The 17,159-nt window shown below is 69.3% G+C and carries 17 protein-coding genes and 1 riboswitch; of the genes, 15 read left to right on the forward strand and 2 right to left on the reverse strand.

The features are described 5' to 3' along the window. Window positions 1-39 precede the first annotated feature (39 nt). Window positions 40-140, reverse strand: a riboswitch (glycine riboswitch). 219 nt (window positions 141-359) lie between these two features. The 10 genes from PV734_RS25060 (at window position 360) to PV734_RS25105 (ending at window position 11,769) form a co-directional block, all read left to right on the forward strand. Continuing rightward, window positions 360-1,040, forward strand: a complete 681-nt coding sequence (locus PV734_RS25060; protein WP_319094987.1) for an AAA family ATPase — start codon at window positions 360-362, stop codon at window positions 1,038-1,040. Between the two features lie 93 nt (window positions 1,041-1,133). After that, complete coding sequence (locus tag PV734_RS25065; protein WP_319094988.1) at window positions 1,134-1,931, forward strand: enhanced serine sensitivity protein SseB; 798 nt, start codon at window positions 1,134-1,136, stop codon at window positions 1,929-1,931. A 199-nt stretch (window positions 1,932-2,130) separates the two neighbouring features. Further along, window positions 2,131-2,943: an enhanced serine sensitivity protein SseB C-terminal domain-containing protein gene (locus tag PV734_RS25070; RefSeq protein ID WP_319095234.1), complete on the forward strand. Its 813-nt coding sequence runs from the start codon at window positions 2,131-2,133 to the stop codon at window positions 2,941-2,943. Between the two features lie 434 nt (window positions 2,944-3,377). Further along, on the forward strand, window positions 3,378-4,376 hold the full coding sequence (locus PV734_RS25075; RefSeq protein WP_319094989.1) for an ABC transporter permease: 999 nt from the start codon (window positions 3,378-3,380) through the stop codon (window positions 4,374-4,376). A 37-nt stretch (window positions 4,377-4,413) separates the two neighbouring features. Beyond that, window positions 4,414-6,186, forward strand: a complete 1,773-nt coding sequence (locus tag PV734_RS25080; protein WP_319094990.1) for an ABC transporter substrate-binding protein — start codon at window positions 4,414-4,416, stop codon at window positions 6,184-6,186. Window positions 6,187-6,257: 71 nt separating this feature from the next. Beyond that, entirely contained in the window at window positions 6,258-7,265 is a 1,008-nt protein-coding gene (locus PV734_RS25085; protein WP_319094991.1) for an ABC transporter permease, read from the forward strand. Next, window positions 7,262-8,353, forward strand: coding sequence for an ABC transporter ATP-binding protein (locus PV734_RS25090; RefSeq protein WP_319094992.1), 1,092 nt, complete (start codon window positions 7,262-7,264; stop codon window positions 8,351-8,353). The genes PV734_RS25085 and PV734_RS25090 overlap by 4 nt, the downstream gene beginning before the upstream one ends. Beyond that, the gene (locus tag PV734_RS25095; RefSeq protein WP_319094994.1) at window positions 8,350-9,543 is read left to right on the forward strand and encodes a dipeptide ABC transporter ATP-binding protein; all 1,194 of its coding nucleotides are present in this window, start codon (window positions 8,350-8,352) and stop codon (window positions 9,541-9,543) included. The genes PV734_RS25090 and PV734_RS25095 overlap by 4 nt, the downstream gene beginning before the upstream one ends. Before the next feature lie 101 nt (window positions 9,544-9,644). Then, window positions 9,645-11,036, forward strand: coding sequence for a M1 family metallopeptidase (locus tag PV734_RS25100; protein WP_319292000.1), 1,392 nt, complete (start codon window positions 9,645-9,647; stop codon window positions 11,034-11,036). 64 nt (window positions 11,037-11,100) lie between these two features. Beyond that, a complete protein-coding gene (locus PV734_RS25105; RefSeq protein WP_319094996.1) occupies window positions 11,101-11,769 on the forward strand; it encodes a trimeric intracellular cation channel family protein in 669 nt (222 codons plus the stop codon). Here the strand turns inward: PV734_RS25105 and PV734_RS25110 are convergent. Then, window positions 11,666-12,931: an alpha/beta hydrolase gene (locus PV734_RS25110; protein WP_319094997.1), complete on the reverse strand. Its 1,266-nt coding sequence runs from the start codon at window positions 12,929-12,931 to the stop codon at window positions 11,666-11,668. The two genes, PV734_RS25105 and PV734_RS25110, sit on opposite strands and share 104 nt — an antisense overlap. A gap of 145 nt (window positions 12,932-13,076) precedes the next feature. Here PV734_RS25110 and PV734_RS25115 point away from each other — a divergent pair, with 145 nt between their 5' ends. Together PV734_RS25115 and PV734_RS25120 are read left to right on the forward strand one after the other, a co-directional pair. Next, window positions 13,077-13,937 (forward strand): thioesterase family protein, encoded by an 861-nt coding sequence (locus tag PV734_RS25115; RefSeq protein ID WP_319094998.1) that lies wholly within the window; start codon window positions 13,077-13,079, stop codon window positions 13,935-13,937. Window positions 13,938-14,138: 201 nt separating this feature from the next. Beyond that, the gene (locus tag PV734_RS25120) at window positions 14,139-14,519 is read left to right on the forward strand and encodes a hypothetical protein (RefSeq protein ID WP_319094999.1); all 381 of its coding nucleotides are present in this window, start codon (window positions 14,139-14,141) and stop codon (window positions 14,517-14,519) included. A gap of 158 nt (window positions 14,520-14,677) precedes the next feature. Here the strand turns inward: PV734_RS25120 and PV734_RS25125 are convergent, their stop codons facing one another. Further along, window positions 14,678-15,304, reverse strand: coding sequence for a TetR family transcriptional regulator (locus tag PV734_RS25125; RefSeq protein ID WP_319095000.1), 627 nt, complete (start codon window positions 15,302-15,304; stop codon window positions 14,678-14,680). Between the two features lie 121 nt (window positions 15,305-15,425). Between PV734_RS25125 and PV734_RS25130 the strand changes: the two genes are divergently transcribed. From PV734_RS25130 to PV734_RS25140, 3 genes are read left to right on the forward strand one after another with little or no spacing between them, the layout of a single operon-like run. Next, the gene (locus PV734_RS25130) at window positions 15,426-15,578 is read left to right on the forward strand and encodes a hypothetical protein (RefSeq protein ID WP_006375553.1); all 153 of its coding nucleotides are present in this window, start codon (window positions 15,426-15,428) and stop codon (window positions 15,576-15,578) included. A gap of 5 nt (window positions 15,579-15,583) precedes the next feature. Then, entirely contained in the window at window positions 15,584-15,859 is a 276-nt protein-coding gene (locus tag PV734_RS25135; RefSeq protein WP_319095001.1) for a DUF4190 domain-containing protein, read from the forward strand. 51 nt (window positions 15,860-15,910) lie between these two features. Continuing rightward, entirely contained in the window at window positions 15,911-17,074 is a 1,164-nt protein-coding gene (locus PV734_RS25140) for a cysteine desulfurase family protein (RefSeq protein ID WP_319095002.1), read from the forward strand. The last annotated feature ends 85 nt before the right edge of the window (window positions 17,075-17,159 follow it).

Genomic DNA, 17,159 nt, shown 5'->3' on the forward strand with positions numbered 1-17,159 from the left:
ACCGGTCATGACGACCCGCGGCCCGCTTTTCAGATGTGCCTCGCCCGCGCGGTAACGGGGCCTGAGAGATTCAAGGGAGGGACTTGCTCCTTCGGCGCCCGGGTACCCAAAGGGTCCCGGAACTCTCCCGCGCGGATTCAAGCGGCCGGTATGCAGTTGGCGGGCACATCATCGCACGCATTCCTTCGGCACGGCAGGGGGACCCTTCACAGAGGGGGCGCGGTCCCGCCACAGGCTCACACACCGCCCTGTAGCAGGCCTGTTGCAGTAATCGGACCCAACCGAGAGACACCGCGTATTACCTTCTCTTTACACTCGACGGGGACGGTACTTCCCGACCCCATGGGAGGACGAACACGGTGAACAGGACCACGGCGTATGCGACGACCTCGGCCCTCGCACTGACCGACGCGCTGCCCAAGCAGCCGGCCGGCCCCGCCCGGGAGGCGTGCGCGGCCCGCCCGGAACCCGTGATCCGCGATCTGCGGGAGCGCTCGGGCCACAGCCCGCACGGCCTCACCTTCGGCGCCCGCGACCTCGTCGTGGTCACCGGTCTGCCGGGCAGCGGCAAGTCCACACTGATGCGCCGGGCGGTGCGCGCCGCCGGCATCGACTCGCAGAACACCCGCGACCACTGGGACGCCCGTACGCCCTCCTTCCTCCCCTACGCCGTCTACCGGCCGCTGGTCCGCCTCGCCCACTACGCCGGACTGCGCCGCGCCCTGCGCTCGGGCGCCGGAGTCGTCGTGCACGACTGCGGTACACAGGCCTGGGTGCGCGGCTGGCTGGCCCGCGAGGCCCGCCGCCGGGGCGGCACCCTGCATCTGCTCCTCCTCGACGTCACCCCCGGCGAGGCGCTGGAGGGCCAGCGTGAACGAGGCCGGGGCGTCTCGCGGTACGCGTTCCTGCGGCACCGTCAGGCCGCCTCGCGGCTGCTGCGCTCGGTGGAGAAGGGGAACCTGCCGGACGGCTGCGGCTCGGCGGTGCTGATCGACCGGGACGCGGCGGACATCCTGCGCAGGATCGACTTCGCGGACTGACCGTCGTTTCCGCCGGGGCCGGTTAGGGTTTTGCCCATTAAGGGACTCCCCTTGAGGGACTCAGGACAGCGGTTCACAGCAGGCGGTAGGCAGATGGACATCCCGGCGGACCTTCCCCCGGACTTTCCCGGGGGCTTCCCCCAGGCACATCCCCATTCGCACGGCGGATGGCCGGGCAACGAGCTGGAGGAGGTGCTCTCGGCCTCCCTCGGCGTCCCCGGCGCGGGCGCCCGCATCGTCGAGGTCCTCGGCCGCAGCTTCGTCTGGGTTCCCCTTCCGTCCGGCGGTGGCCCCTACACCGGCCCTCTCGACCTGCCCACGATGGACATCGCGGGCCAGGCGTACGTGCCGGTCTTCAGCTCGGAGGAACAGTTCCGGCAGGTCGTCGGCGGCCATGTCTCGTACACCGTGGCCCCCGCCGTCGAGTTCGCCCGCGGCCTGCAGCCCCAGGTCGGCATCGCCGTGAACCCGGACGGCGTGGTCGGAGTCCCCCTGCCCCCGCAGGCCGTGGCCGAGCTCTGCCGCTCCGGCCGCACCCTCCTCGACGGCGCCGGCGGCGGCAGGGTCCGCCTCTACGAGCCCAACTGGCAGGAGGACCCGGTCGACTTCCTCGCCGCCGCGGCGACGGAGTTCGCCGGCACGGGCGTGGTCCGGACGGCCCGCCGCTGTCTGGCGACGATCGAGACGGCCGCCCCTGTCATGTTCGTCGGCGTCGAGCTCTCCCCCTGGGACCCGGTCGCCCGCACCATCCCGATGGACGCCCTGGCCAGGGCGCTGGGCCACACACCCTCCCCCTGGCCGGTGAACCTCGTCTTCCTGGACATAGCCCAGGACCCGGTGACGGACTGGCTGCGGGCAAAGGTCCGCCCCTTCTACCAACACGGCCACTGAAGCGGCCCCAACGGGGCGCGGGACTGTGACATTTTGCGGCTGCGCCGCGTGGGCGCGACCAGCCACAATAGGCCCGCGGCCGCCCAGACAGAGCAAGTCCCGAGCTCTTGGGCGGCCGTTCCAGGGGGCGTGCCTGTCAGCGCCGCCGCTTAAGCTAAGAAACGCACAACTCGTTCGGTGTTACGAAGGGGCGGTAATGGTGAGCGCGTCGGGCACGGCCGCGGCCGGTCAGGTCGAGCACATGCTGCGCCAGGTGACGCCCGGGCGTTACGACGCCTACGAGGCGCTCCTGCGCGCCCTCGCGACCCCGTCCTCCGGCCAGATCTGGATGCTGCTCTGGCACGGCCAGGCCGGCTCTCCCGACGCGCAGTACGGAAACATGCAGGTCGACGGGTATGGCTACGCGCCCTGTGTGACCTCCGCCCAGGAGCTGTCGGTCAGTGGCTGGAACAGGTCGTACGAGGTGGTCGACGGCCTCGACGTGGCCCGCACCCTCTACCCGGACCAGTACGGCCTCTGGCTCAACCCGCACTCCCCGGGCGGCGGCGTCGGCATCCCCTGGCTCGATCTGCGCCGTATCGCCGCGGGCCTGGAGCGCCAGCCAGCCGGACCCCTGCGACTGGCCGAGCCCGGCATCGAGATCCCGCAGTTCTACGCCCTCCTCTCGCAGAACGCCCACCGCACCCCGGCGGTCCGCTCCCTGCGCCGGGCCTGGGTGCAGCCGGCGCTCGGCGCGCCGTATCTGGCCATCGGACTCGACGTGTACGAAACCTCGCCGCCGGCCGTGGACTCGGTGCGCGCGATGATGCAGCAGTCGATAGGGGCGGTCCCCGAGGGGCTGCCGGTGTCGACGGTCGCGATGTCGGACGAGCAGGACCCGGTCGTGATGTGGCTGCGCGCCAACGCCCGGCCGTTCTACGACCGGGAGGCCCACGCGGTCGCCGCTCCGCCCCCGAGCCCGCAGGCCCCGGCGGCGGGATACGGGTACCCACCGGCGCGGGGGCGTTACTGAGCGGTCCATCACCCGGACGGCCGAATTGGCGCGCCACTGTCTTTCCAGTGTCTCCGCGCGTAGATCGCGACGGATGGTCGCGATAGTATGGGAATGCCCTTTCTGTCCCAACTGCCCCGCGTCCGAGGGGCGTTACCCGGTGTTCGGATAACGGAATCCACAGGACAGCATCACGTTTACGCATACTTTCGCCGACAGACCTTTCACGTGATCGCCGAATCACTGAAGACTCGCCTGTCAGACGATGGGGTCATCGATCCTGCGGTCGGGCGGCGCATGGCTAAGTCGACTAATCAGCACGGATCGTCAGCAGGGACGAACAGCCGGGTCACCGGGCCGCGTCAACCGCGGCCCGCCCCGGCAGGCAAGTGAATCAAGCCGCAGACAGCGGCAGGCGTAGGCCGGTCACCACCGGCGAGAGGGGTCGGGTCACTGTGACCGCACCGATCGAGACCACCGCAGCGGCAGCCGAGGTACAGCCGGAGGCTGTGCTCGCGGGTGCCGGTAAGGGGCAGATCGAGGGCCGTTCCCTGGGCCAGATCGCCTGGGCCCGGTTCAAGAGGGACAAGGTGGCCGTCGTCGGCGGTGTCATCGTCATCCTGCTGATCCTGACCGCGCTTCTCTCCCGGCCCATCCAGGCGATGTTCGGCCTCGACCCCAACGCCTTCAACCAGGACCTGATCGACCCCAACACCTCCCTCCCCACGGGCGACTTCGGCGGTATGAGCTGGGACCACCCGCTCGGTGTCGAACCGAAGTTCGGGCGCGACATCGCCACCCGCATCCTGGAGGGCTCCTGGGTCTCCCTGGTCGTCGCCTTCGGCGCCACGATCCTGTCCAACGTGATCGGCACGATCCTCGGTGTGGTCGCCGGCTACTACGGCGGGCGGGTCGACACGATCATCAGCCGGCTGATGGACACCTTCCTCGCCTTCCCCCTTCTGCTGTTCGCCATCGCCATCTCCGCCACGCTGCAGGGCGGCGCGTTCGGCCTCGAAGGGCTCCCGCTCCACATCACCGTGCTGATCTTCGTCATCGGCTTCTTCAACTGGCCCTACCTGGGACGCATCGTCCGAGGTCAGACGCTGGCCCTGCGCGAGCGCGAGTTCGTGGACGCCTCCCGGGGCATGGGCGCCAAGGGGCCGTACATCCTCTTCCGGGAACTGCTGCCGAACCTGGTCGGCCCGATCATCGTCTACTCGACGCTGCTCATCCCGACCAACATCCTCTTCGAGGCCTCGCTGAGCTTCCTCGGCGTCGGTATCCAGCCCCCGCAGGCCTCCTGGGGCGGAATGCTCAACCAGGCGGTCACCTACTACCAGGTCGACCCGCAGTTCATGATCGTGCCCGGCCTCGCCATCTTCGTGACCGTTCTGGCGTTCAACCTGCTCGGCGACGGTCTCCGGGACGCACTCGACCCGCGCAGCCGCTGATGCGGCCGTGTCGGGAGTTTTCAGCAAGTTTCCACTAATGGAGGAGAAGCAGACCATCATGCGAAGGTCAGCGCTGGCCGCGGTTGCGGCGATCGGATCTGCGAGCCTGGTGCTCGCAGGCTGCAGTAAAGCCGATGACAATTCGAACGACGGCGGCACCAAGGCTGCTGGGGCCAACGCAGCGACCAAGGGCGTCGTCAACGTGTCCGACAAGAAGGGGGGCACGGTCACCTACGAGCTGTCCGACGTCCCGGACTCCTTCGACCCCGGCAACACGTACTACGGGTACATGTTCAACTTCAGCCGGCTGTACGCCCGCTCGCTGATGACCTTCAAGCCCGGTCCGGGCCAGAAGGGCAACGAGCTGGTCCCGGACCTCGCCGAGAGCGCCGGTGTCCCCAGTGACGGCGGCAAGACCTGGACGTACAAGCTCCGTGCGGGGCTGAAGTACCAGGACGGCACCCCGATCACCTCGAAGGACGTCAAGTACGCCGTCGAGCGCTCCAACTTCGCGCGTGACGTGCTCTCCCTCGGCCCGAACTACTTCCAGCAGTTCCTCGACGGCGGCGACAAGTACAAGGGTCCCTACAAGGACAAGAACCCCGCGGGCCTGGCGTCGATCCAGACGCCGGACGACACCACGGTCGTCTTCAAGCTCAACCGCGCCTTCCAGGAGTTCGACTACCTGGCCGCGCAGCCGCAGACGGCGCCGGTGCCCCAGTCCAAGGACAAGGGCATCGACTACGTCAAGAACATCGTGTCCTCGGGTTCCTACCAGTTCCAGAGCTACGACGAGGGCAAGTCCGCCGTCCTCGTCCGCAACAAGAACTGGGACGCCGCGACCGACCCGCTGCGCAAGCAGTACCCGGACAAGATCGTGGTCAACCTCAAGGTCAACCCGGAGACCATCGACCAGGACGTCCAGGCCGGCAACGCGATCGACCTCGGCGGCACCGGTGTCCAGGCCGCGACCCAGGCCGACGTCATCAACAACGCCGACAAGAAGGCCAGCACCGACAACACCTACGGTGGCCGTCTCGTCTACATGGCGATCAACACCAAGCTGAAGCCGTTCGACAACGTCGACTGCCGCAAGGCCGTCCAGTACGCGATCGACAAGGTCTCGGTGCAGACCGCCGAGGGCGGCCCGATCCGCGGTGACATCGCCACGACCGTCCTCCCGCCCGACATCCCGGGCTACGCGAAGTCGGACGTCTACGCCACCGACGGCAACAAGGGCGACGTGGCCAAGGCCAAGGACGCTCTCAAGGCCTGTGGCCAGACCACGATCAACACCAACATCACCGCGCGCAGTGACCGTCCGGCCGAGATCGACGCGGCCACCGCGATCATCAACTCGCTGAAGAAGGCGGGCATCAACGCCAGCCTGAAGCAGTTCCCGTCGGGCAAGTACTTCACCGACTACGCGGGTGTCCCGAAGTGGGACGCGGAGAACAACGTCGGTCTGATGATGATGCAGTGGGGTGCCGACTGGCCGGCCGGCTTCGGCTTCCTCCAGCAGATCCTGAACGGCTCCGCCATCGGTGCCTCGGGCAACACCAACCTCTCGCAGTTCGACGACAAGAGCGTCAACGACCTGCTGGGGAAGGCGATCGGTACCGAGGACAAGACCACGCGTGAGGGCATGTACGCCGAGATCGACAAGAAGACGATGGACGCGGCCGCCCTGGTCCCGCTGACGTACTTCAAGGTCCTGCTGTACCGCCCGGCCAACTTCACCAACCTGGTCTCCACGGCGGCCTTCAGCGGTCAGTACGACTACCTCAACATCGGCACCACGAAGAAGTAGCAGCCCCGGAAGGCAGGTGAAGGCATTGGTGCCCGCGGGCTTCGCAGCCCGCGGGCACCAGGCCGATCCCCGTGATCTCGTACATCCTCCGTCGGACGTTCGCGGCAGTGATCCTGCTGCTGGTCGTCACCGCGGTGACCTTCGCCATCTTCTTCCTGCTGCCACGGCTCGCCGGCCAGACCGCCGACCAGCTGGCCCAGCAGTACATCGGGAAGAGCCCGTCGGCGGCGGACATCGCTGCGGTCAAGAGCAACCTCGGTCTGGACGACCCCCTCTATCTCCAGTACTGGCACTTCATCAAGGGGATCGTGGCCGGCGCCACCTATGACCTGGGGCCCACCACGACGCAGTGCAACGCGCCGTGCTTCGGCTACTCCTTCAAGACCCACGTCGAGGTCTGGCCGCAGCTCACCTCCCGCCTTCCGGTGACGATCTCGCTCGCCGCCGGCGCGGCCGTGATGTGGCTGGTGTCCGGTGTGGCGATCGGTGTCATCTCCGCCCTGAAGCCGGGATCGTTCTTCGACCGGTCCTTCATGGGAGTCGCCCTCGCCGGTGTTTCGCTGCCCATGTTCTTCACCGGCAACCTGGCGCTGCTGCTCTTCACCTACCAGTGGCCGATCTTCGGCCGCACCTATGTGCCGTTCACCGAGAACCCGGCGCAGTGGGCCAACACGCTGTTCCCGGCGTGGTGTTCGCTCGCCCTTCTCTACTCCGCCATCTACGCGCGGCTCACCCGCTCGGGGATGCTGGAGACGATGAACGAGGACTTCATCCGCACGGCCCGCGCCAAGGGCCTGCGGGAGCGCAAGGTCGTCGTCCGGCACGGTCTGCGGGCCGCGCTCACACCGATCATCACCGTGTTCGGCATGGACCTCGGTCTGCTGCTCGGCGGCGCGCTGATCACCGAGACGGTGTTCTCGCTGCACGGTGTCGGTGAGTACGCGGTGCAGGGCATCAAGGACAACGACCTGCCCCCGATCCTCGGCGTCACTCTGCTCGCCGCCCTCTTCGTCGTTGTCGCAAATCTCCTGGTGGACCTGCTCTACGCGGCCGCCGACCCTCGGGTGAGGCTCTCGTGACCGAACTGTCCAAGACCGGCGCGGCAGTGGGCGAGCCCTCGCCCTCGAACGCGCCCGCCGCCTTCCTCGAAGTCCGCGACCTCAAGGTGCACTTCCCGACCGACGACGGTCTGGTCAAGTCCGTCGACGGACTCAGCTTCCAGCTGGAGAAGGGCAAGACCCTCTCCATCGTGGGCGAGTCCGGCTCCGGCAAGTCCGTCACCTCGCTGGCCATCATGGGCCTGCACCGGCTCGGCGCCCGCGGCAAGAACGTCCAGATGTCCGGCGAGATCTGGCTCGACGGCAAGGAACTGGTCGGCGCGGACCCCGACGAGGTCCGCAAGCTGCGGGGCCGCGACATGGCGATGATCTTCCAGGATCCGCTGTCCGCGATGCACCCGTACTACAAGATCGGCAACCAGATCGTGGAGGCGTACCGCGTCCACCACGACGTCAGCAAGAAGGTCGCCCGTACCCGGGCGATCGAGATGCTCGACCGGGTCGGCATCCCCGAGCCCGGCAAGCGTGTCGACAGCTACCCGCACGAGTTCTCCGGCGGTATGCGCCAGCGCGCGATGATCGCGATGGCGCTGGTCAACAACCCCGAACTGCTCATCGCGGACGAGCCGACGACCGCCCTCGACGTGACCGTCCAGGCGCAGATCCTCGACCTGATCCGGGACCTGCAGAAGGAGTTCGGCTCCGCGGTCGTCCTGATCACCCACGACCTCGGCGTGGTCGCCGAGATCGCCGACGAGGTCCTGGTGATGTACGGCGGCCGGTGCGTGGAGCGCGGGCCGGTCGACGAGATCTTCGCGCAGCCGCAGCACCCGTACACCTGGGGTCTGCTCGGTTCCATGCCGCGTATCGACCGTGAGACCTCCGACCGGCTCATCCCCGTCAAGGGGCAGCCGCCGAGCCTCATCAACGTCCCCTCGGGCTGCGCCTTCCACCCGCGCTGCCCGTACGCGGACGTCCCCAAGGGCGATGTCACCCGTACCGTCCGCCCGGAGCTCCAGCAGGTCGCAGGCGGGCACTTCTCCGCCTGTCACCTCTCGCCGGAGGACCGTACGCGGATCTGGACCGAAGAGATTGCGCCGAAGCTGTGAGCGAGACGAAGAAACCCGAGGCAGCGACCGAAGCAGCGACCGAGGCGGCGGCCTCCTCCGACGAGCGCGAGGTACTGCTCAAGGTCGAGGGCCTGGTCAAGCACTTCCCCATCAAGAAGGGGATCCTGCAGCGTCAGGTCGCCGCGGTGAAGGCCGTCGACGGCATCTCCTTCGAGGTGCGCAAGGGCGAGACCCTCGGCGTCGTCGGCGAGTCGGGCTGCGGCAAGTCGACCATGGGCCGGGTCGTCACCCGGCTCCAGGAACCGACCGCCGGCTCGATCCACTTCGAGGGCCAGGACATCACGCGGCTGAACGCGTCCGGGATGCGTCCGCTGCGGCGGGACATCCAGATGATCTTCCAGGACCCGTACGGCTCCCTGAACCCCCGTCACACCATCGGCTCGATCGTCTCGGCGCCCTTCCGGCTCCAGGGCGTGGAGCCCGAGGGCGGGGTGAAGAAGGAGGTCCAGCGCCTCCTGGAGCTGGTCGGCCTGAGCCCCGAGCACTTCAACCGCTACCCGCACGAGTTCTCCGGCGGCCAGCGCCAGCGCATCGGCATCGCCCGCGCGCTCGCCCTGAAGCCGAAGCTGGTCGTGGCGGACGAGCCGGTCTCCGCGCTGGACGTGTCGATCCAGGCGCAGGTCGTCAACCTGATGGACGACCTCCAGAAGGAACTCGGCCTGACCTACGTGATCATCGCGCACGACCTGTCCGTCGTACGCCATGTCTCGGACCGGATCGCGGTGATGTACCTCGGCAAGATCGTCGAACTCGCCGACCGGAGCTCCCTGTACCAGGCGCCGATGCACCCGTACACCAAGGCCCTGATGTCGGCGGTGCCGGTGCCCGACCCCAAGCGCCGGGGCGCCAAGAGCGAGCGCATCCTGCTCAAGGGCGATGTGCCGTCGCCGATCGCACCGCCCAGCGGCTGCCGCTTCCACACCCGGTGCTGGAAGGCGACGGAGATCTGCCGGACGACCGAGCCGCCGCTCCTGGAGCTGAAGCCCGGCCAGCAGGTCGCCTGTCACCACCCCGAGAACGCCGAGGACCAGGCCCCGCAGGACACCAACCTGCTCTCGGCGGCGAGGGAAGCCGTGGAACTGGTAACCCCGGCGGCGGAGACCCACCCAGGGGCGCGGGGAACTGCGCGACAAGCCCCCACGGACCCGCAGGAGTCAAAGGACAAGTAGGGCATGACAAGTTGGCAAAGTCATGCACATGCCTGAACGGGGGAGCGCAGAGTCGTCCGTGTCCGTCTTATCCGACCGGCACGTTCGAAAAGGGATGACTCATGGCACTCTCCCGTTCGGCACGTTTAGGGGCCGTCGCCACCGCGGCGGCCTCTTTCCTCGTGATCGCAGCCTCCTCCCACCCGGCCCCGGGGGCCGACGGCATCGGTGACTCCTACTTCCCGCAGCTCGGCAACGGTGGTTTCGACGCGAGGCACTACGCCCTCGACATCGCCTACAACCCGGACACCGACCGTCTCGACGGGCTGACGACCATCACCGCCCGTGCCACCCAGAACCTCTCGTCCTTCGATCTGGACCTCCAGCAGTTGGAGGTCACACGGGTCGAAGTGGACGGCAGACGCGCGCAGTTCACGCGCGCGGGCGACGAGATACGCGTCACGCCCCACGGATCCCTGTCCAAGGGGCGGGAGTTCGAGGTCGCCGTCACCTACGGCGGCGTTCCCGAACCGCTGGGCGGGCCCATCGTCTTCGGCTCCCAGTACGGGTGGATGAAGACAGACGACGGTGTCTTCGTCGCCTGTGAACCCAACGCCGCCTCCACCTGGTTCCCGTCCAGCGACCACCCCTCCGACAAGGCGTCCTTCGACATCCGGATCAAGGCGCCGAAGGGACTGACCGGCGTCTCCAACGGCCGGCTGGTGTCGACGTACGACAAGGGCGGCTCGACGTACACCCACTGGCGCGAGAAGAAGCAGATGGCGACCTACCTCGCCACCGCCACCATCGGGAAGTTCGACGTGAAGACGGGCGTCACACCCGGCGGGACGCCGATCTACGTGGCCATCGACCCGGTGCTCGCGAACAGCAACAGCGTCGACGTGTACGCGGTGACCGCCGAGGCCACCGACTACTGGTCGAAGGTCTTCGGGCCGTACCCGTTCGAGGAGACCGGGGCGATCGTCGACGACATGCCGGCGGCCGGGTTCTCGCTGGAGACGCAGACCAAGCCGGTGTACTCGGCCGTGCGCAACGAGACGACCATCGTGCACGAGCTGGCCCACCAGTGGTTCGGCGACTCCGTGTCGGTGGACCGCTGGAAGGACATCTGGCTCAACGAGGGCTTCGCGACCTACTCCCAGTGGCTGTGGGCCGAGCACAAGGGCACCCGCTCGGCGCACGACTCCTTCCTCGCCGGATACAACTCCCGCCCCGACACCAGCGCCTTCTGGCAGACCGTCGTCGGCGACCCGCAGCGCGACACCATGTTCGCCTCCGCGGTCTACCAACGCGGCGCGATGACCCTCCAGATGCTCCGCGAACGCATCGGCGACCCCGCCTTCTTCAAGCTCCTGCCCACCTGGACCAGACTCCACCGGTACGGCAACGCGAACACGGACGACTTCATCCGGCTCGCGGAGAAGATCAGCGGCAAGCAGCTCGACGACCTGTTCCGGACGTGGCTGTTCACGACCGGCAAGCCCGCCCTGTAAGCCCGCCCTGCCCGTCCCGCAAGCCTCTGCGGCCCCGTAGGACGGCCGCGGTCACAATACGGGGGTGATTCACCAGCTCTTCAGCCCCTCCGTCCAGCACACCCTCGACGTCGTCGGCATCTTCGTCTTCGCGATCTCGGGCGCCCTGCTCGCCGTTCGCAAGAACTTCGACGTCTTCGGGATCGCCGTCCTCGCCGAGGTCACCGCGCTGGGCGGAGGGCTGCTGCGGGATCTGGTCATCGGGGCGGTGCCGCCGGCGGCGTTCACGGACCTCGGATACTTCCTGACGCCGCTGCTCGCCGCCCTGCTGGTCTTCTTCCTCCACCCGGAGGTGGAGCGCATCCAGGCGGGGGTGAACGTCTTCGACGCGGCGGGGCTCGGCCTGTTCTGCGTCACGGGCACGGTCAAGGCGTACGACCACGGCCTCGGCCTCACCGCCTCCGCCACCCTCGGTCTCGCGACCGCCGTGGGTGGCGGAGTGCTGCGTGACGTCCTCGCCAACGAGGTTCCCTCCCTGCTGCGTTGGGACCGAGACCTGTACGCGGTCCCGGCGATCGTCGGCTCCGCGCTGGTGGTTCTCTGCATTCGCTACGACGTGCTCAACCCGTTCACCAGCGGGCTCGCGGTCGTCACGGCTTTCGTACTGCGGCTGCTCGCGATGCGGTACCACTGGCGAGCTCCGCGCGCGTGGAACCGGCGGTCGACGGCCCATGACGAGGAGTCCGCGCGGTAGAGCCGGTGGTGCCGGTCGTGCCGCCGCCCGCCTTCTGGCCGCCCGCGTCGAACTGCTGGGTCAGCCAGCGGAACACCGTGGTGATCTGGGGCCGCCACAGCGCCATGTTGTGGCCGCCGGCACTGCGCGGCAGGAACACCACGTCCACCGCCGTCGGCGGCTTCGCCACCTTCTGCAGGGCCCTGCCGGCCTCGTAGCCGTCGCCGGACTCGCCGGAGACGTAGAGCGCGATCGCGGGCGGGATCCGGTCGTGCTTGAGGATCAGGTACGGGTTGTTCGCGGCCCTGAGCTGCGGGGTCTCGGCGGCCAGCGAGAGGGGTTCCCCGGCCGGGTCGTTGTAGCCCGACAGGGACACCCCGGCCCGGTAGCGGTCGGGGTGCGCGACGGCGAGCTTCGCCGCGCAGTGTGCCCCGGCCGAGTACCCGGCGACGGCCCAGCCGCCCGGTCCGTTCTCGGCGCGGAAGTTGTCCGTGACCATTTTCGGGACGTCGACACTGAGCCAGGTGTCCGCGTTGACCCGGCCCGCGATGTTGGCGCAGCCCGTGTCCGCGTCGGCGATGAGCGTAGTGCGCGGCGACACCAGGATGAAGGGCGTGATCTGGCCGCTCTTCATCAGCGGCAGCAGCTGCTCGTGCGCGTGCAGCGAACCGAACCAGGACTTCGCCGAGCCCGGGTAGCCCGGCAGCAGCTCGACGACCGGGAACCGGCGGTGCTGGTAAGCGGCCTCGTGGTACTGCGGAGGCAGCCAGACGTAGACCTCGGCGTCGACGCCCGACACCTGGCCCCTGAGGTCGGTGACCTCGACGCCGCCGGCCGCGTGCATGCCGGGCCCGTTGGCCTCGCGGAAGGTCTGGCGCACCTTCGGCAGCTTGCGCAGCGAGATACCGCCGGTGCCGTCGGGGCCGAGGTCGGCGGCGGCCTGGACGTGGTCGCCCGTGCCGAGGAGGTCGCCCCAGTTGTCGTACAGGTTGTTGGAGTTGTTCACCAGCAGGAAGACCAGGGTGACCGCCGTGCCCTGGGCGAACAGCACCATCAGCAGCCGGGCGGCGCCCCGCACGAGGACGGGCCCGCGCACCCGGGACCAGAGGGCGAGGGGGAGCAGTACGGCGACGGCGGCGAGCGCGATCGTCGTGATGAGGAACGGCGTACCGGTGAGGCTCATGTCTGTGAGGAGGCCGATCGGGGCGGAGAGGTCACGGGTGCGGAGAAACCCTTACCCAAGACAATCCGGGCACTTACCAAGTGTGCGATTCCCGCTCCACAGCACAAAGCTACCGCTTAGTATTGCTCTGCTGTATCGTTCACGCATGCCAGAAGCAGCTTCCGTCCAGTCCGCGCGGGCCACCATCGGCGACAGTGAGTTCGACCGCGACACCGCCGTCACCCGGCGTGCGCCCGGTGTCTACGACGCCGAACTCTCCGCAGGCTGGACCATCCTCAACGCCGTCAACGGCGGCTATCTGCTGGCGGTGCTGGGCCGCGCCCTCGCGGACGCACTCCCGCACGGCGACCCTTTCACCATCTCCGCGCACTACCTCACCGCGTCCCGCCCGGGCCCGGCCGTGGTCCGCACGGAGGTCGTCCGCGCCGGACGCTCGCTGTCGACCGGCACGGCCTCGCTCCTCCAGTACGACGACGAGGGCAAGGAGGTCGAGCGGATCCGTGTCCTCGCCTCCTACGGCGACCTGGACGCCCTGCCCGACGACGTCCGGACGACCGCCGCGCCGCCCGCGATGCCGCCCATGGACCAGTGCTTCGGGCAGGAGGACGCGCCCGGTCCGGTCCCCGGCGGTTCCGCCATCGTCGACCGGCTGTTGCTGAAGCTGGACCCGGCCACGCTCGGCTGGGCGCTCGGCGCGCCCTCCGGCAAGGGGGAGATGCGGTCCTGGTTCGGACTCGCCGACGGCCGCGACCCGGACCCGATCGCGCTGCTCCTCGCCGTCGACGCGCTGCCGCCGACCGCGTTCGAGATCGGCCTGTCCGGCTGGGTCCCGACGGTCGAGCTCACCGTGCACGTGCGCTGCCGTCCCGCGCCGGGCCCGCTGCGGGTCTCGATAACGACCCGCAACCTGGCCGGCGGCTTCCTGGAGGAGGACGCCGAGGTCTGGGACAGCGCCGACCGACTCGTCGCCCAGTCACGGCAGTTGGCGAGCGTACGGCTCGGATAGGGGCGGCACGACGGCTTCTGTCACGGACCTGTACCAGTGAGTAGTTTGCGGTACGGGGAGAAAGGCCAGGTCGGGCGCGTCTCTATAGGCGCGCTTTACCTGACGCACAGGCAGAGAACAGGGCGTACTCAAGGAAGTACCAGGTGTCGTTGATTCGATGCCCGCCTCGAAACTCCCTCATCTTTCCTGGAGTTGTTTCTCATGAAGCGTGTGCGTCTCGTCCCCGCCGTGGCCCTGCTGGCGCTCTCCCCGCTGGTGCTCACCGCCTGTGGTTCGGGTGACTCGTCGACCTCGACCAGCGGCAACTCCGGTACCTCCGGGCAGAGTTGCCAGCGTCCGTCCGGTGCCCCCTCGGGTGCGCCCAGCGGCGCCCCGTCGGGTGCGCCGACCAGCGGCGCCTCGGGGGCTCCCTCGGGCATGCCGACCGGCGCGGCGCCGTCCGGCGCCCCCTCGGGGATGCCGTCCGGCGGCCCCGGTGGCGGTGGCCAGGGTGGTGGTGGCCAGGGTGGCGGCGGTTGCGGTGGCGGCCCCGGCGGCGGGCAGGGCCAGGGCCAGGGTCAGCAGGCTCAGCAGCAGGGCTGACGGCGGCGGGGCCGGAGGCCTCGCGGGTACGGCATGGGCGGCGCGCTCGACGGACGGGCGCGCCGCCCACATGCGTGTCCGGGGACGCGTTACGCGGGCAGGGCGGGGCAGGGTCTGCTCGGGTCAGGTCGGCTCGGGGCGGGTCGGGTCGGGTCGGGTCAGGCCAGCCAGTGTCGGCGGCCGATGGCGATCAGACGCATCCGGCGGGTGGCCAGGTGGGCCACCTGTTCGCGCCGTGCCGCCGGGGCGTCCAGCGTCTCCAGGAACTGGGAGGCCGTCATCAGCATCTGGTCGACGTACAGGCCCGCGAGCATCAGCAGGTCCTCCTCGGTCCAGCCCGCCGACTCGGGCTGTTCGGCGAGCGCGTCCCGCACCTCCTCGGCGAACCGGGCCAGTTGGTCCCGGATGGCCTCGCGGACCGACTGGACCCCGCCGTGCCGCTCGCGCGCGATGAAACGGACGTGGGCGGGCTGCGCCTGGACGTGACCGGCGATCAGCTCGACCGCGCGGACTATCCGGTCCTCGCTGTCGCCGGACCCGGACACCGTCGTACCGATCATCGGGTGGAGGCTGCCGAGCGCCTCCTCGACGAGGGCGACACCGAGGTCCGCCGTGGAGCGGAAGTGCCGGTAGAAGGCGGTCGGGGCGACGCCGACGGCCCGGGTGACCTCGCGCAGACCGAGGCTGCTCAGGCTCTGGTCCTCCAACAGCCCGAGCGCCGCGTCCAGAAGCGACTGCCGGGTCTTCTGCTTCTGGACCTGCCGGACGCCGAGAGTGTGACTCATGCCATGCAGTTAACAACTGTTCTCTGTAATTGAAAAGCCGGGAGACGCGCTAGACTCGGGAGTCAGTGAACAAGTGTTACCACAAGCGTTCACTGAACTGTGACGAAAGGGAACTCCTCCCATGTTCTTCCTCGTAGCCGTCCTACTGCTGCTGGGCATGGTGATGGGCACCGTCGCCCATCTCCCGGTCTCGTTCAGCGTCCTGGCCGCGGCCGGCATCGCCGCCTGGCTCGGCATCTTCGCGCTCCGTGAGCGCCTCGCCCGTCGGAGCTGATCACCATGCAACTCACCGCATCGGCCACCGGCCGTACCGAGCCCACCACCCGCCGCGACGCCGACAGCATGGCCGTCGCGTCCTTCCTCCTGGGTCTGCCGGGCCTCCTGGTCCTCAACATCTTCCTCGGCCCCGTCGCCATCACGCTGGCCGTCGTCGCCCTCTGGCGCGGCACCGCCCGACGCGGCCGGGCCCTGCTGGGCCTCGGCCTCGGCGTGGCCGACCTGGTGGTCCTGGTGACCCTCATGCAGCTGGACCACACCGTCTCCTGGAGCTTCTGACGGCGACCTCCCCCCGGTCCCGTCATCGGGGCGCCGTAGAATCACGGCACCATGGCATACCTCGACCACGCCGCGACCACACCGATGCTTCCGGAGGCGGTCGAGGCTATGACCGCGCAGCTGGGCGTCACCGGTAACGCCTCCTCACTCCACGCGGCCGGCCGCAGAGCCAGGCGCACGGTCGAGGAGGCCCGCGAGACGCTCGCCGAGTCGCTCGGCGCCCGCCCCAGCGAGGTCGTGTTCACCGCTGGGGGCACCGAGGCCGACAACCTCGCCGTCAAGGGGCTCTACTGGGCCCGGCGGGACGCCGACCCGGCGCGCGTCCGCGTCCTCGCCAGCCCCGTCGAGCACCACGCCGTCCTCGACGCCGTGCACTGGCTCGGCGAACACGAGGGCGCCGTCGTCGAGTACCTCCCGGTCGACGCGTACGGCCGAGTGCACCCCGACGCCCTGCGCGAGGCCATCGCCCGCGACCCCGGCAGTGTCGCCCTGGCGACCGTGATGTGGGCCAACAACGAGATCGGCACCATCATGCCGGTCCGTGAACTCGCCGACGTGGCAAGCGAGTTCGACGTTCCCCTGCACGCCGACGCCGTGCAGGCCTACGGCCAGGTGCCCGTCTCCTTCGCCGACTCCGGGCTCGCCGCGATGACTGTCTCCGGCCACAAGGTCGGCGGCCCGTACGGCATCGGCGCCCTGCTCCTGGGCCGCGAGTACAGCCCCGTACCACTGCTGCACGGCGGCGGGCAGGAGCGGCACGTTCGGTCCGGCACCCTCGATGTGCCGGCCGTCGCCTCCTTCGCGGTGGCCGGGCGGCTCGCCGCCGAACAACAGGGCTGGTTCGCCCGGGAGATCGGCGCCCTGCGCGACACCCTGGTCACGGCCGTCCGTACGGCGGTTCCGGACGCGATCCTGGGCGGTGACCCGGTGGACCGGCTCCCGGCCAACGCCCACTTCACCTTCCCGGGCTGCGAGGGCGACTCCCTGCTCCTGCTGCTCGACGCCCAGGGCATCGAGTGCTCCACCGGCTCCGCCTGCACCGCCGGGGTGGCCCAGCCCAGCCATGTCCTCCTGGCCGTCGGCACCGATCCGGACCTGGCCCGTGGCACCCTCCGCTTCTCCCTCGGCCACACTTCCACGGAGGCGGACGTCGAGGCGGTCGCCGAGGTCATCGCCCCGGTGGTGAAGCGGGCTCGCGCGGCGGGACTGGCGTAGGGCCGCGCGGGAGCGGGGCCGCGCCCGTCCGGGGACCTGCTCGCGCCGCCTCGCCCGGGACCGCGCCTGCGCCTGCGCCTGTGAC

This window comes from Streptomyces sp. AK08-02 (assembly GCF_033795085.1).
Classification (GTDB): domain Bacteria; phylum Actinomycetota; class Actinomycetes; order Streptomycetales; family Streptomycetaceae; genus Streptomyces; species Streptomyces echiniscabiei.

Excerpts from the sequence above, each read along its gene's own strand:
- PV734_RS25115 (WP_319094998.1), top strand. The coding sequence starts at position 13,077 with ATGCCAGAAGCAGCTTCCGTCCAGTCCGCGCGGGCCACCATCGGCGAC.
- PV734_RS25140 (WP_319095002.1), top strand. The coding sequence starts at position 15,911 with ATGGCATACCTCGACCACGCCGCGACCACACCGATGCTTCCGGAGGCG.
- PV734_RS25080 (WP_319094990.1), top strand. The coding sequence starts at position 4,414 with ATGGAGGAGAAGCAGACCATCATGCGAAGGTCAGCGCTGGCCGCGGTT.
- PV734_RS25110 (WP_319094997.1), bottom strand. The coding sequence starts at position 12,931 with ATGAGCCTCACCGGTACGCCGTTCCTCATCACGACGATCGCGCTCGCC.
- PV734_RS25125 (WP_319095000.1), bottom strand. The coding sequence starts at position 15,304 with ATGAGTCACACTCTCGGCGTCCGGCAGGTCCAGAAGCAGAAGACCCGG.
- PV734_RS25130 (WP_006375553.1), top strand. The coding sequence starts at position 15,426 with ATGTTCTTCCTCGTAGCCGTCCTACTGCTGCTGGGCATGGTGATGGGC.
- PV734_RS25100 (WP_319292000.1), top strand. The coding sequence starts at position 9,645 with ATGGCACTCTCCCGTTCGGCACGTTTAGGGGCCGTCGCCACCGCGGCG.
- PV734_RS25120 (WP_319094999.1), top strand. The coding sequence starts at position 14,139 with ATGAAGCGTGTGCGTCTCGTCCCCGCCGTGGCCCTGCTGGCGCTCTCC.
- PV734_RS25065 (WP_319094988.1), top strand. The coding sequence starts at position 1,134 with ATGGACATCCCGGCGGACCTTCCCCCGGACTTTCCCGGGGGCTTCCCC.
- PV734_RS25135 (WP_319095001.1), top strand. The coding sequence starts at position 15,584 with ATGCAACTCACCGCATCGGCCACCGGCCGTACCGAGCCCACCACCCGC.